The sequence below is a fragment of the uncultured Nostoc sp. genome (assembly GCF_964245445.1).
Classification (GTDB): Bacteria; Cyanobacteriota; Cyanobacteriia; order Cyanobacteriales; family Nostocaceae; genus Nostoc.
In genome coordinates this window covers 40,020-54,648 of the sequence record NZ_CAXTNE010000016.1, presented here as the reverse complement: position 1 = coordinate 54,648, position 14,629 = coordinate 40,020, and the positions used below count along the sequence as shown (strand labels likewise).

10 protein-coding genes are annotated in these 14,629 nt (G+C 41.6%); 9 read left to right on the top strand and 1 reads right to left on the bottom strand.

Annotated features, from left to right (window positions below):
• The first annotated feature begins 53 nt into the window (after positions 1 to 53).
• Positions 54 to 968: a TauD/TfdA dioxygenase family protein gene (locus ACFE90_RS04840; RefSeq protein WP_375498251.1), complete on the top strand. Its 915-nt coding sequence runs from the start codon at positions 54 to 56 to the stop codon at positions 966 to 968.
• Positions 969 to 1,644: 676 nt separating this feature from the next.
• Here ACFE90_RS04840 and ACFE90_RS04835 read toward each other — a convergent pair.
• Positions 1,645 to 1,815 carry a hypothetical protein gene (locus tag ACFE90_RS04835; RefSeq protein ID WP_375498249.1) on the bottom strand — a complete coding sequence of 57 codons (171 nt, stop codon included), beginning with the start codon at positions 1,813 to 1,815 and terminating at the stop codon, positions 1,645 to 1,647.
• Between the two features lie 247 nt (positions 1,816 to 2,062).
• Here ACFE90_RS04835 and ACFE90_RS04830 point away from each other — a divergent pair, with 247 nt between their 5' ends.
• The 8 genes from ACFE90_RS04830 to ACFE90_RS04795 all read left to right on the top strand — a co-directional run bounded on the left by ACFE90_RS04830 (position 2,063) and on the right by ACFE90_RS04795 (position 13,855).
• On the top strand, positions 2,063 to 2,701 hold the full coding sequence (locus ACFE90_RS04830; RefSeq protein ID WP_375498247.1) for a histidine phosphatase family protein: 639 nt from the start codon (positions 2,063 to 2,065) through the stop codon (positions 2,699 to 2,701).
• A gap of 514 nt (positions 2,702 to 3,215) precedes the next feature.
• A complete protein-coding gene (locus ACFE90_RS04825; RefSeq protein WP_375498245.1) occupies positions 3,216 to 4,415 on the top strand; it encodes a TonB family protein in 1,200 nt (399 codons plus the stop codon).
• 214 nt (positions 4,416 to 4,629) lie between these two features.
• A complete protein-coding gene (locus ACFE90_RS04820; RefSeq protein WP_375498243.1) occupies positions 4,630 to 6,264 on the top strand; it encodes an alpha-D-glucose phosphate-specific phosphoglucomutase in 1,635 nt (544 codons plus the stop codon).
• 791 nt (positions 6,265 to 7,055) lie between these two features.
• The gene (locus ACFE90_RS04815; protein WP_375498241.1) at positions 7,056 to 7,874 is read left to right on the top strand and encodes a carbonic anhydrase; all 819 of its coding nucleotides are present in this window, start codon (positions 7,056 to 7,058) and stop codon (positions 7,872 to 7,874) included.
• Between the two features lie 1,593 nt (positions 7,875 to 9,467).
• On the top strand, positions 9,468 to 11,315 hold the full coding sequence (locus ACFE90_RS04810) for a GMC family oxidoreductase (protein ID WP_375498239.1): 1,848 nt from the start codon (positions 9,468 to 9,470) through the stop codon (positions 11,313 to 11,315).
• Positions 11,316 to 11,472: 157 nt separating this feature from the next.
• The gene (locus ACFE90_RS04805) at positions 11,473 to 12,564 is read left to right on the top strand and encodes a ferritin-like protein (protein WP_375498237.1); all 1,092 of its coding nucleotides are present in this window, start codon (positions 11,473 to 11,475) and stop codon (positions 12,562 to 12,564) included.
• 51 nt (positions 12,565 to 12,615) lie between these two features.
• On the top strand, positions 12,616 to 13,092 hold the full coding sequence (locus ACFE90_RS04800; RefSeq protein WP_375498235.1) for a hypothetical protein: 477 nt from the start codon (positions 12,616 to 12,618) through the stop codon (positions 13,090 to 13,092).
• Between the two features lie 94 nt (positions 13,093 to 13,186).
• Positions 13,187 to 13,855, top strand: coding sequence for a pentapeptide repeat-containing protein (locus ACFE90_RS04795; RefSeq protein ID WP_375498233.1), 669 nt, complete (start codon positions 13,187 to 13,189; stop codon positions 13,853 to 13,855).
• Positions 13,856 to 14,629: the final 774 nt, after the last annotated feature.

The following is a 14,629-nucleotide window of genomic DNA, read 5'->3' as shown; positions in this document are numbered from 1 at the left end:
GTCTCATTCGTGTCACTTATCTTTACTTTACCTTATTAAGCGACAAGTCTATTATGACTTCCCAACACTTTGACATCAAACCAATCGCCGGACGTATCGGTGCAAAAATCATTGGTGTTGACTTGAGCAGTAACCTCAGCAATGAAATCATCAGCGATATCCGTAAAGCTTTAGTTAAACACAAAGTCATCTTCTTCCGAGATCAAAACCTTGACGCTCAAGGACAAGTAGCCTTCGCCCGACGCTTTGGGGAAGTCACCACAGCCCATCCCACCGTTCCCTCATTGCCAGAAAACCCAGAAGTTCTTGATCTGAATTACGGCAAGACTGTGAGCCGCGCCAACACTTGGCACACCGATGTCACATTTGTAGATCGTCCCCCTCTTGGTTCTATTTTGCGGGCGCTTGTCATCCCACCGTCGGGAGGTGACACCATTTGGGCAAACTCCGTGACTGCTTACGAAGATTTACCAACTCACTTACGTAATCTTGCTGACCAACTCTGGGCAGTACACAGCAATGCTTATGATTATGCAGCAGCTACAATTGACTTGCCAAAAGAAGTTTTAGAGCATCGGGCTGTTTTCACCTCAACTTTATACGAAACCCTACATCCAGTTGTCCGCGTTCATCCTGAATCTGGTGAACGTGGGTTATTCATTGGTGGGTTCGTGCGCCGTCTACGTGGTTTATCACAGAATGAATCCGATGAAATCGTGAAATTGTTGCAAGCTTACATCACACGTCCTGAAAATACAGTCCGGTGGCGCTGGAAAGTTGGCGATGTGGCTTTTTGGGATAATCGCGCTACTCAACATTATGCGATCGCTGACTACGGTAATCAACCTCGCCACGTTCAACGAGTTACACTTGTGGGTGATATTCCTGTTGGTATTGATGGTAAGCAGAGTGAAGCTATTAAGGGAGATTCTTCTGCATATAACCGACGTGAACCCGCTTTAGTTTAGAACAGATCAATACCTTTTTTATCTTTGTATGGGCAGTCCGTACCCTGCGGGAAGCCGCTATGCGTCTACAAGTCCGCAAACCGGTCCCCACGGCTGCCCTTGCAAAATATTTATTGGCAGTATTATTTATTTTTTTGCCTTTTCAATAATGTACGATTTACCTACAGACTTATCGTAGTTCAAAATAATTATAGATTTGACCAATAGATTTAACTAAAGTTTATTGTGCCTGGAATAGGTCGTCCTAGCACCTAGTGACTGGAAAAGTTGGGATATTGCGAAGGTGCAAATTGAGCTTGTTGTAAATAATCTTGAGCCGCTAGTGGATAAGCTACGGCGTAATCCCTCTTTTGTCACTTTCGGCAGAGAATAATCTGTAACCCTTGCCCAGATAGGATTTTAACTGTAGAGCTTTCTTGGAAGGTTTCTATTAGCTTGCGAGCGCTAATCTTTCCACTAAATATAGGTTTCATCATTTAGCCCCAATTTTTATTTCCCCAGAGTGACAAAAGAGGGGTAATCCCAATTCTGTATGAAGATGCGCCAAACTATATGAGGAACGAACCGCAAAGGACACAAAGAAGAAAGAAAATTTGGCGCAACCTCACAAAGAAATGGTAGAACTGCGATCGCCTTTGCTTTTGAGTCTAGAATAAGCGATGCCTACGGCGGTAAACTACGCTCCCAGAACAAATGTATCTGCGATCGCTTGTTTTTGGTGAATCACAGTTTTTAATACTGTCGCCTCTTTGGTTTTTGATAGAAGTGCGATCGCTTCACCCAATAACTTTGTACCTTTAACAGCACGACTGATAGATATAGCGGGTTGAAGCGCACCACCACGCACAGACTGAGCTTGTCATACTGCATTACTGAATTGATGCAGTAAGTATAACTTGAAAGCGTGTATTGAAGGATTTTTACAACCAACATCAGAACTATTTACTGCGTTACTGCATTGATTACTGTATTAAAGTTTGTGGTTGATTGACTTTTTTGGTTGATTACTTTGTCCTGGTGTCACAGACTCGATTGCGAGATTAATGGTATTTTATTTTTGCACAAACTCCTTTATCCCAATCGCGATACAAGCTATGACACTCAATTTATATTTACTGCGACATGGAGAAACTACTTTTAGTCAAAGTGGTAATTTCTGCGGTGAAACTGATGCCCAGTTGACAACAGAGGGGATGCAGATGGCATCCGGTTTTGCCGATGTTTATCAAAGCTTGTTGTGGGAAGCTGTTTATGTTAGCCCGATGAAGCGCACAATTGCAACTGCCAAGCCATTTTGTGATGCTATCGGTATGGATATGCAGTTGCGTGACGGACTTAGAGAAGGTAGTTACGGCGAATGGGAAAGGAAGAGTAAATCGTTTGCCCAAGAGAATTACGCAGAAAACTATGTAAAATGGTTGACAGAACCCGCTTGGAATGCACCACTAGGTGGAGAAACTGCGGTAGATATTGCTAATCGTTCTATGCCTGTAATTGCTGAAATTCAAGAAAAACATCCCCAAGGTAATGTTTTAGTAGTTTCCCATAAAGCCACGATTCGGATTATGCTTTGCAGTTTACTGGGGATTGATTTGGGACGCTATCGCTATCGGGTGAATATTTTAGTCGCGTCGGTAAGTATGGTTAAATTTGACGTTAATGGCCCTTTGTTAGAAATATTAGGCGATCGCCATCATATACCCGATCATATTCGCTTTCGTCCGGGAACATAATGAACAGAATCGGTCACACCAATGTACTGAAAAACTTATCATTGCATATTCCCCCAGGATTTTAAGCTTTCCACCAAGGAAGTAGCGCAGCAGTTGGGTATTTTGCCCCAAGGGCCAGTAGCGCCGGAAGGGTTGCAGCAACTGCATATATCCAGATGTTCATAAATGCGATCCCTAGGCAGTGCGTAATCCCAAGATTGCCGAAAACCCTACTGATGGAGAGGCTATTGGAGTAATGAGTAGCATGTTGGTGGGAAAACTGGCGCGAAGATTTGGGAAGTGCGATGTCTGCTGTTTTCTACAGTCTTATAGATAACCCAAAATAACAGAAGCTTGTACCCTATAAATAGACTGTTGAGGCTGCTATTAAAGAAAGTACAATCACATGGCTGATTCTGATAAATTTCTGTACCATCGGAGCGTGCGCTCTATCGATATGCTCCAAGGTGTAATTACTTCTATCCTATTGCACTCAATTTTATTAATAGGGAGCAAATATTGGTACAGAGCTTTGATGCGTGAGCCGAAGCAAGAAATTACCCAAGAGATGCCAATCGAGGTAGTTGAAGTTCCTGCGAATAAAACAGACATACCTCCTCAAACCTCATTCCGGGCTACTAAAAATTCTATTGCCGGTGGTAAAGCTTTGCCAGAAAGACCTGTTTCTGTGGTGAAGTCAGCGAATCCCACAGAATATAAAGCCTATAATAAGCGTTCTTTTGACTTAACAGCCTCATCTCCACCAGAGGTATTCCAGACAGGACCGCAGCAGCAGAAAACAGAATCACGAAATATATCTCGTCAACAACCACAATTTAAATCTCGAAAAACGGTATCAGCATCTGCAAGAGAGGCACAAGTACCTAACTCTAAAAAAATTGCAGTAGCACCAATGACTACACCACTACCAGTTCCACTTCTTAAAACAGCGCCTAACCCAAAGCCAATACCTTCAGCACCTGCGATCGCAGTACAAGCCCCTAATTCTAAAAAAATTGCAGTAGCACGACTTCTTAAAACAGCGCCTTTGACAACACCTTTAGTACTCAACCCAAAGCAAACAGCGTCAGCACGTACAACCATAGTACAAGCCCCTAATTCTAAGAAAATTGCAGTAGCACCAATGACTACACCATTACCAGCAACACTGGGAAAAACAGCACTTGAAAGAGCTACGACATTACCAGTACCCAGCAACCCTAAGAAGTTAGGGCAATCGACAACTAGATTAAGTGCGCGAACACCGACCCAAGCTCAGTCATCTCTAAAAACAGGTGCAGCAAGTTTGTTGGGTGGTACTCTGGGTGTATCTAGTCAGAATTATCGTGGTGATGATCTGGCAGCCTTGCCTAATTCCAACCGCGATCGCCAAGCTACTTCTGGTATTGATGCCCGCAGTCAAGATATAGACCTCACCTCTTACTTAAACAAACTAAAGCAACGCGTTCGGCAGCAGTGGCTACCAGGAATGAGCCAGTCTAATCGGCGAACGGTGCTTAACTTCACTATTAACCGTTCTGGTCAAGTTAGCAATCTCAATATTGCACAAACCTCTGGGTTCAGTGTAACTGATGAAGTAGCACTCAATGCTATACAGCGAGCTGCACCTTTTGCACCTTTGCCCACAGAATATCCCAACAACCAGATTGATATCGAATTTACGTTTGACATCAATGTTTATGGCGAACTAAATTTATGGAGAGATGGCGGCTAATAGCAGGCAAACAGAGTGCTGGCTGGCGATATCAAAGCTTGTCAAGTGTAGTGCTGCTGTGGTCTTGTTGGCATGATGCAGCCGCCCTGCCTGCAACGCCAGCTTACCCGAACCGTATCGATGGGTACATAATTATATATATATATATGGCAATTTTTTTTGTAACGAATTTATGCAAAGCTGTAAAAGAAAAATGCTTTGTTAAACCTTATCTATGAAGATCCATAAAGTTTCTACTACTCCTTTAAGCGACCAAAAGCCTGGTACTTCTGGGCTGCGGAAAGCAGTTAAGGCTTTTCAGCAGCCCCACTACCTAGAAAATTTTATCCAATCTATCTTCGATTCTGTAGGCGACTTGCGTGGGCAAACCCTAGTCCTGGGTGGTGACGGGCGTTATTACAATCGCCAAGCCATTCAAATCATTTTAAAAATGGCTGCGGCCAATGGCATTGGGCGGATTAAAGTTGGTGAACAGGGAATTTTGTCTACTCCTGCAACTTCCGCTATTATTCGCAAGTACCAGGCTATTGGTGGCATCATCTTGTCTGCTAGCCATAATCCGGGCGGACCAAATGGTGACTTTGGTGTGAAATATAACATTAGCAACGGTGGCCCAGCCCCGGAAAAGGTGACAGAGGCTATCTACAATCGCAGTAAAGTAATTGATAGCTACCAAATTCTGGAAGCACCAGATGTAGACTTAGAAACTTTAGGTGAGTCACATTTGGGAGAGACGGTAGTTGAGGTGATTGACTCCGTACATGATTATCAAGAATTAATGGAATCCCTGTTTGATTTTGATCGCATTCGTGAACTATTAACAAGAGGAAATTTTCAGATCAGCATCGATGCCTTACACGCAGTGGCTGGTCCTTATGCCCATGCCATTTTTGAGCAACGTTTGGGCGCACCAGTGGGAACTGTGCGTAATGGTATACCCTTAGAAGACTTTGGCGGCGGACACCCTGACCCAAATCTGGTTTATGCCCATGAGTTGGTGGATATTTTATACGCAGAGGATGCGCCAGATTTTGGGGCAGCTTTTGATGGAGATGGCGATCGCAATATGATCTTAGGGCGTAAGTTCTTTGTCACCCCTAGCGATAGCCTCGCAGTGTTAGCCGCAAACGCCAAACTAGTCCCTGGTTATAGTGCGGGTTTAGCCGGGGTAGCGCGATCAATGCCTACTAGCCAAGCAGTAGATCGAGTTGCTGCTCAGATTGGGATTGAATCCTATGAAACACCCACTGGCTGGAAGTTTTTCGGCAATCTTTTAGACGCAAGGAAAGCTACTCTCTGCGGTGAAGAAAGTTTTGGTACTAGTTCTAACCATATCCGCGAAAAAGATGGGCTATGGGCTGTGCTGTTTTGGCTGAATATCCTAGCAGTCCGACAACAATCTGTTGAGCAGATTGTCCGGGAACATTGGCAGACTTATGGACGCAATTATTACTCTCGCCATGACTATGAAGAGATACAGACAGCACCAGCCAATACCTTAATAGAAAGACTGCGTTCTTTATTGCCAACTCTCAAAGGCAAGCAATTCGGTAACTATCAAGTTGAATACAGTGATGATTTTAGTTATACCGATCCTGTTGATGGTAGCGTTAGCGATCAACAAGGTGTTCGCATTGGCTTTACCGATGGTTCTCGAATTGTGGTGCGACTTTCTGGTACGGGTACTCAAGGTGCAACCCTAAGGGTTTATATAGAAAGCTACGAGCCAGATCCCAGCAAACATGACCTTGATCCACAAGAAGCACTTGCTTCTTTAATTACTATTGCCCAGGAGATAGCCCAGATCCGCGAACTTACAGGACGGGAACAGCCAACTGTAATCACCTAGCGCCGCAGGGCGGAAGTCAAAAGTCAAAAGTGAAAAGTTTTGTATATCAAGGCTTTTGCAAGTTTTAATATGGTAGCTTGATTTCCGCCGTGCTGTACTAGTACTTTGCTTGCGCTATGAGGTTTGTAGTAGGCACAAAGCGTATTGTTTTCTAAGCACTCTTTGTGATTACTACGAATTTATTTACCATTGCCATTAGTTGGTGAAGTCCAGATATTAACCCAAATTGCTAGTTATGCAAAAGTGCGATCACTGCGATCGCACAATTAATTGTTTACCGCTCTGGCAGGGTTACAAAGAGTTATTTGGAACGTTACAAGGAACTATGTTATTGTTAGACATTGAAACTGGTTCCACTTTGATAAAAAATCCTTTTTTCTAATAATTTGGAGTTTTTTTAGCTGCTCTGGATTACGAATTTCCCAACTTAAAGTCGTGCTGCAATGATTATCCAACAAAAGCAGATAGTCATTAAAAAGCTGTTAGCAAAATTTTCGCAGTAGGGGATATGCAGATAGGGAGATGAGTGGAAGGAGAAAAATACCAAAATTATTACCAATTGCAGATTGATTTCCGATTAAAACTGCGCCCAGGTAAAGTAGTTTCCCAAGACGGCTTAAACAATACAATAATAAATTTCACCCTTTGACTAAGCCGATGGTACAATGACAAAAGCCCATCAATTAAGTCAATCTATTTACAGATGTTATTAACCCGTCCCTAACTCCTGAATTTGAGAACTGAATTTTTACTAGAAGTTTCAAGTATTACTTGTTCATTTAGGTACTCCTATGAAAAAATTGATTAAAGGTTTGCGCGAGTTTAAAAGTAGTTATTTTTCCGCTAATGAAGAACTGTTTGAACAACTTTCTCATGGTCAAAAGCCCAGAGTACTATTTATTACTTGTTCAGATTCGCGTATCGATCCAAACCTGATTACACAAGCTGGGTTAGGCGAATTATTTGTTATCCGCAATGCAGGTAATATTATTCCACCATTTGGTGCGACTAATGGCGGTGAGGGGGCAACAATTGAATATGCTATTCAAGCATTAGATATTCAACAAATTATTGTCTGTGGTCACTCACATTGTGGTGCTATGAAAGGGTTAATGAAGTTAGACAGCTTGCGGGTAGAAATGCCTCTTGTACATGACTGGCTTAAGTATGCAGAGGCAACGCGACGACTGGTAAAAGACAATTATAGCCACTACGAAGGGGAAGAACTCTTAGAAATAATTATTGCTGAGAATGTGCTTACCCAAATCGAAAATTTACGGACTTATCCAGTGATTCACTCTAAGCTTCACCAAGGGCAACTCAATATTTATGCTTGGATTTATCAAATCGAGACAGGAGAAATTTTGGCATACGATCCACAAAAGCACGCCTATGTCTTGCCTCAAAATCAGCTTCCTCCATCGGAGATAGATGAGACATTACTTAGCCCATCTTTAAATAGCAATGTGGAAATACATTTTACTAAAACTCAACAACGGGAATTTCAATCGTCCCCGGAACTCCCTATTTCCGCACATGAATGGTTTCCAATGACAGTGCTTTCTCCAGAGCAAATGGAGCGAATTTATCGAGGCTCGACAAAAAAGTAAAACGGCAACAAGCAGTCAGTAATGGGCATTGCAGGAATAGCTGCCGGGCAAAAGCGCGTAGTACTGTCGCTACTTTGTGCCGCATGGATGCCAATTCTACTGCTTTGTTTATGCAAGAATTTTATCGTTAAAAAACTTTCTGGTTTGGGCCTTACCGCCGTAATAATTTTAAAATTTTATACTTATGATATTGAAATAAGTTCATTGTGTTAACAAAATACTTTGCATCATGAATAAACCTTAAAATAATGTTCTTCACATATGCTTAGGAACAAAATTTTAAGACTAGATACTATATAGTTTGTTATATATGTAGCCTTTTTACCAAGCAAAGGCATCGCTTTCATTTCGGAAAATCAATCAAACGATTAATGAATGATTAATCCAGATTCTTTCTAACACATTAATTAGACTTTTTGTCAAAGTTAATTTAAATATGCTTACTCCAAGTGTTAACCATACCCTGATCAACCGCCTTTTTGACACGCGCAATGTCTACGAAAAACCGCTCAAAGCGCGTCTACGCATCTAGTACATTACCTGAATCCTTCTTGACCCATTGCTGAGAGTTTAAATCTATAGAATTTTTATCAATAAGTAATAATACTTAAAGTGAGGGGCTAAATCGGGGTATTCAACAAAATTTTTGGGCTAGCGATATCTATCGCTCAAAGGGAGATGCTAACGCGCTAAGGCAGAAGAAGTTATCCGCTCAATTGACGCCAGAAGGTTTGCCCAAGCTTGGTCTGGAATTTTAGCGGCGATTAGTACACCCGCCCAACCCCCCAAACTCTGAGGAAAGTCTCCAGGATGTCCCATCGGCAAATCACGTCAACGTAGTATTCGCTATCCTGTTGTTAAAAAAGGCATTATTAGATATTAGACGATATAAACAAGCCTCAAAATCAGCTTAAGTCTTTGATTTCTAACTATGTACATTTTGAGAGCCTTAACTCAGCACTGCTAGGTCGTTTTGTCCTTTCTTACGTCTAAACACCAATCACTAATTCAGCGATAAATTAACTATTTCGCTGTCAGTTCCCCAATATATAAAACTCCTATTTTATTTGTGAAAAAACTCTTTACAACTAGAAAAGGCTGACTCCCTACTTTCTTAAACAGTACAAGACTATAACAATAAACGAATTGAGCTAATGAAGTAGCTTGAACTTGTAAATATAGTTACGTAATATTACTGATTGACACTCCGTATTTACGGTGATGATAATATGATGTTGTTTGTAATACATAATTTATAAAGTCTGTAAATAAAACACACAATTTATCTACAAATTCAGAAATTGACTACTGGAACCGTCTTCATTCTGGCAAGATGCGTTTGCCTTCCTATTTCGTGGAATTAGAGTTTGCAAACGAGCATGTTACTAAACTTTATAACAAGTATACAGTATGTAATAAATTTTCTTGAAAAAGTTGATGGCAGATCAAGAAGAAGTCTGTCAGTATTGACTTCCTTAGATCGGTGATGGAGTCTTTAATAAGGATATTGCTGAAGCAAAAGTCCTCTCATTTAATATCTGGAGATATTGCCAAATAGATTCATGTCAAAGAGTAACTTTTAAGGAGTAACCAATGAGCCTAAGTCAGACAATTGTAAATGTCGATTCTGAGACTGTCTCTAAAACGTTGTATGATGTTGTCATCGTAGGAACGGGGGTCGCTGGAGCCATTGTTGCCAAAGAATTGAGTCAACAGGGCAAGAGGGTTTTAATCCTGGAAGCTACAGTAGAAAAGGATTTCACCCTTGCAGGCTTTCAAAGTTACGTCGAGACTTTCTACAAAGCGGTGGAGAAAAATCCCAACTCTCCGTATCCTGCTAACTCCAATGTTCAAAGCCCCACTGATTACAAAGACTATTTTATAGAGCTAGGCCCCATGCCCCTTTCGGGTTCCTATATACGGGTTCTGGGCGGGACAACGATGCACTGGGAAGCAAAAACCCCACGGATGTTACCGGAAGATTTTAAGTTATTGACTCACTACGGTCAAGGTCTTGACTGGCCGATTGAGTATAAAGACCTTGAGCCGTACTACCGCAAAGCCGAGTACGAAATGGGGGTTTGTGGGGACGTAGATGAGCAAAAACAACTAGGCATCGAATTTCCAGATGACTATGTTTTCCCGATGGAAAAGCTTCCCCCCTCTTACTTAGATCAAAAAGTTATTGAGAAAGTTGCTGGGACTACAGTTGAACTGTATGGCAAGACCCATACATTAAGCTTCTCTACTTTTCCTCAAGCTCGCAATGGAGTACCTAATCCTAAATACGATGCTGGTAACCGTTTCGTTCCCGACGGAGTAACCACTGTCCCTCCTGTTCAGTTTGGGGAACGTTGCCAAGGAAACGCTAACTGTGTTCCTATCTGTCCGGTTCAAGCGAAATATGATGCTCGCAGAACTTTAGGTAAAGCCTTTGCAACTGGTCGGGTTCATGTACTCTACCAAGCGGTGGCTTATCGGGTAGAATATAACCGCGAAAATGGTCACGTCAGTGCCATTCACTATAAGCGTTATGAGAATCCCAATTCTAATGAGTACACTACAGGAACCGCTAGGGGAACATTATTTGTCTTAGCGACTAATGCGGTGGAAAACGCTCGCCTATTGCTCGGCTCTGAGTTGCCTAACACCAGTGGAATGATTGGGCGGCATTTAATGGATCACCCTTTCACGTTAGCTTGGGCTTTGATGCCTGAAGTGACTGGCACTATGCGAGGGCCTCTTGTGACATCAGGAATTGGAACATTTCGTAGAGGCGATTTTCGTAATTTACAATCCGCCTTCGCGGTAGATATTCACAATGATGGTTGGGGATGGGCAACCGGATCGCCCAAGGGTGAAGTGGAAGATGCGATCGACAACAAAAACAAATATGGCCAAGAACTGCGTCAGACATTGATTAGTCGAATTTCACGACAACTGCTGCTGGCTTTCATGTGTGAATTACTCCCCGAGTACGGGAACCGAGTAACCATCGATCCGAGGTACAAGGATAAACTGGATAATTATCGTCCCGTCATTAACTTCAACCTACCCGACTACAGTCGCAGAACCCTTGCTTATACCAGAAAAGTTTCTCGTGTAATCTTCGAGCGTTTAGGAGCCGACGATCATACCAACTACGATCCTAAAGACCCCGCTTATTTTGAGTTTGAGGGTCAAGGTTACGTATACAAAGGCGGAAACCACTTTTCGGGAACTCATATCATGGGAACGGCAGCATCCAATTCAGTTGTTGATAGTCATCTGCGTTCTTGGGATCATCAAAATCTTTACCTAGTCGGCGCAGGAAGTATGCCAACCATTGGTAGTTCAAATACAACATTGACCGTTGCCGCGCTGAGTTTTAGAGCTGCCGAGCAGATGCTTAAAGAATTAAATTCTTATAATTTGCAAACCAGTAATTTGCAAGCCATCTAGAGCATGTCATCAATTAAGATTACGCTCCATCAGAGAAAGGCTTTGGGCGCGGTTTTAATCCAAAGCTTTATTAGGGCTGAATTTCAGCCCTAAATAGGGTTCTACAGCTATTTGACGTACCCCTTACACAGTCGAAAAAATATTGCGAGTAGACATTATGACTACAGTCTCCGATAGCTTAAAGTTGATTACAACGGTCGATCAATTAAAGTACTATCTCATACAGGCAATGAAGATAGAACATGCAACCATTCCCCCTTACATGACAGCGCTTTACTCGATTAAACCCGGAACGAATTTAGAAGCTTTCCATATTATCCGGGCGGTTGCTGTAGAAGAAATGCTACACCTAACTCTCGTGGCTAATGTTTATAATGCGGTGGGAGGAACGTTTGATTCAGGAGTCCTGACGACATCTGATTTTGTTCCAAGATATCCTAGCTATCTACCTACAGGCTCTACAGATTTTAAAGTAGGTTTAAGCAAGTTTTCCGAAGAGACGATAAAGACCTTTCGTCAAATTGAACGGTCTCAACACGTTCCAGAAAGTCAAGCATTAGTTGCATCTCGAAGCTTAGAAGAATATTTGTTGGAAGTTATAAGCTTCGATCCGACCAAGGCTTTCTACAGCATTGGCTTATTTTATGCAGAGATAATTCGTGGTCTAAATGCGCTCTATAAAGATAATCCCAATCTATTTTGTGGCGATTTTAAGCGACAAATTACCCCCGAATACTACTACAACGGTGGTGGAGACATCATCCCAGTGACCGATCTGCGTTCAGCCATACGAGCCTTAAAAGTGATTCAAGATCAGGGTGAGGGGTCAAGAAGCGAAACGATCTATGATGCAGAGCGAGAACTAGCCCATGACTATCGTTTTCAGCAAATATTATTAAAGCAATATTATGTAATTGACAAGGACGATCCTACAAAATCCGATCTGCCTGATAAGCCTACAGGTAAACACTTTACCGTAGATTGGGACGGAGTTTATCCGATTCAGGATAATCCCAAACTGAGTGATTATCCAGAAGGATCGGAAGTGCGTACAGCAGCCTTAGAGTTTCACTCTGCCTATAGTGACTTCTTAGCCAAGATTCAATACGCTTTTGACGGACATCCCGAGCATTTGATTCCCGCAGTTGGGGGAATGTTCCGCCTCAAAGAACAGGCTAATAGTTTAATGCGTAACCCCATTCCAGGCAAACCAGGGGTTAATGCAGCTCCTCTTTTTCGGTTGGACTAGCCTTAGCTAACTTTGACTTGGGGATCTAAACTTTTGTAGAGGTAAATAACTATGGATATTAATGCACCTGAGTTTTTGGACTATTTCCTCAATCTCTCAGTGGTTCTTACAGGTTTTTCTAAGTTTCACTTGCAGGGAACAGGTCTGGCTACTCTTTATTTTGAAACCATTCGGGACATCATTGGTGGAGAGCTGTTTGCAGAACTATTAACAAGTTTTCATCAGTTGGAGCTTGAAAAACAAGAAAACAACCACGAATCAATCACGCAGATTTTGGCATCTGAGAAATTTGGCCCCATCGCCCGCAATATCATCAAGGTTTGGTATATAGCCACTTGGTATGCACTGCCACAATCCTGGCGGGATGTTTACGGAACCAAAGAGAAAGATGGAACCTTTATTATCAGTCCACAAGCCTATCCAGAAGGACTTTTATGGTCTGCAATTGGTGTTAACCCACCTGGCGCGAAAGGCCAGGGATACGGGACTTGGAGCGAACCCCCTTTAGTCAGCTTGGCTAAAAGCTAACATCTCTTCTGGGTATCACCTCACTCAACCACTAAAATGAGACTCATCTTTGAGCCTGACAAAATAGCAACAATTCCTAGTTTTAAAACCAAACATGAGTATTACATCTTGGTTTCGTAGACTCTCTACTATTGCCTTCTTAATTTTCCTTAGCTTGGCCATCTTTACTTTGCCCGCTAACGCTTTCGTTACGACAGATTACCAAAAGTTGCTTGTTACAAACGCCTGTGTTAATTGCGATCTATCGAAAGCCGATTTATCAGGTAAAGATTTATATGGCAGCGCGCTCGATGGAGCTAATCTATCAGAAGCCAATCTCTCTGGCTCCCTACTCAATGACGCAAAACTCAAAGGAGCTAATCTAAAAAAAGCCAATTTATCGGGAGCCATACTCATGGGGGTAACCTTGTCAGATGCCGATCTAACGGAGGCTAATCTTTCTCAGGCAGATTTATATAATGCCCTTCTGAGTAAAACAAAGTTGTTAAATGCGGATTTAACGGGTGCAGATCTAACAGAAGCCATTATCTCTGATGCAGATTTATCTAATGCTGTGGGGAAAAATGCCAAGCTAAAGGCAGCAATTCTCTCTCGAGCTATTCTATCAGGAGCGGATTTGTCCAATACCTTCATGAGAAATACAAGGTTATCAGCAGCCAAGCTTAATGGAACTAAGCTATCTGGGGCAGACCTGTCTAATTCTGTAATGCCTGACGGGACTACTTATAATGGAGATGTCACTAAGTTTGGTGCTTTGCAGTGAGACCTAAGTCCTGCTTCAGTGTGATTTGAAAAGCTGAAAATTCAAAAAAATGTAGGGTGGGTTAGTACAATTTCATAACCCACCATTCGCGAACATTGCTGTAAAGCATTGACAAAACTTCCTTTCGGGATAAGCCATATTTGAGGAAATTTGACTCAAAAAAACGAATTCTCATCATCCCAAACAGAATCTTGAGAAGGAATTCAAAATAGAGAAGGCAGTATAAAGGAAAAGAGCATGGCGATCGCCAAAATTATTCTGCAACTTTTTCTACAATAAACTTTTGTTAATCCTCAGCATTGCTAGACAAAAATTCTCCCAATTTATTCATCTTTTTGAGCCAATGCAATTATTCATGTCTATATGGTTAATAAATATATCTTTTATCTTTGATTTCTGAAAACTTGAGACCAAATCTATAATCTAAATTCCAATTAAAGATATATTTTGACTGTGCAATAAGTTTAGTTAAGAAATACTACTATTTCAGCTAGACCTATTCCTTTTTAGTAAATACTTAAATATTGAAAAATAGTAATCAGTTTCATAACGATCCTGAAAAGTTTCTTAAGCTATTAACTGATTATGAAAGGATCAATTAAAGTGATTTTAAATATTAGAAGATTTTAGTACTTTCAGCAGTAGCAGTTAAATGTGCTAATGAGGTTTTTTCTGAAATTAAGAGCTAGTTAATACTTTCCTTCACTTTAACGAGCGATAATTAGCCTTTATCTTTTTTAGCTGATTACTGCTTCTTGAAAGCACACTATTAAC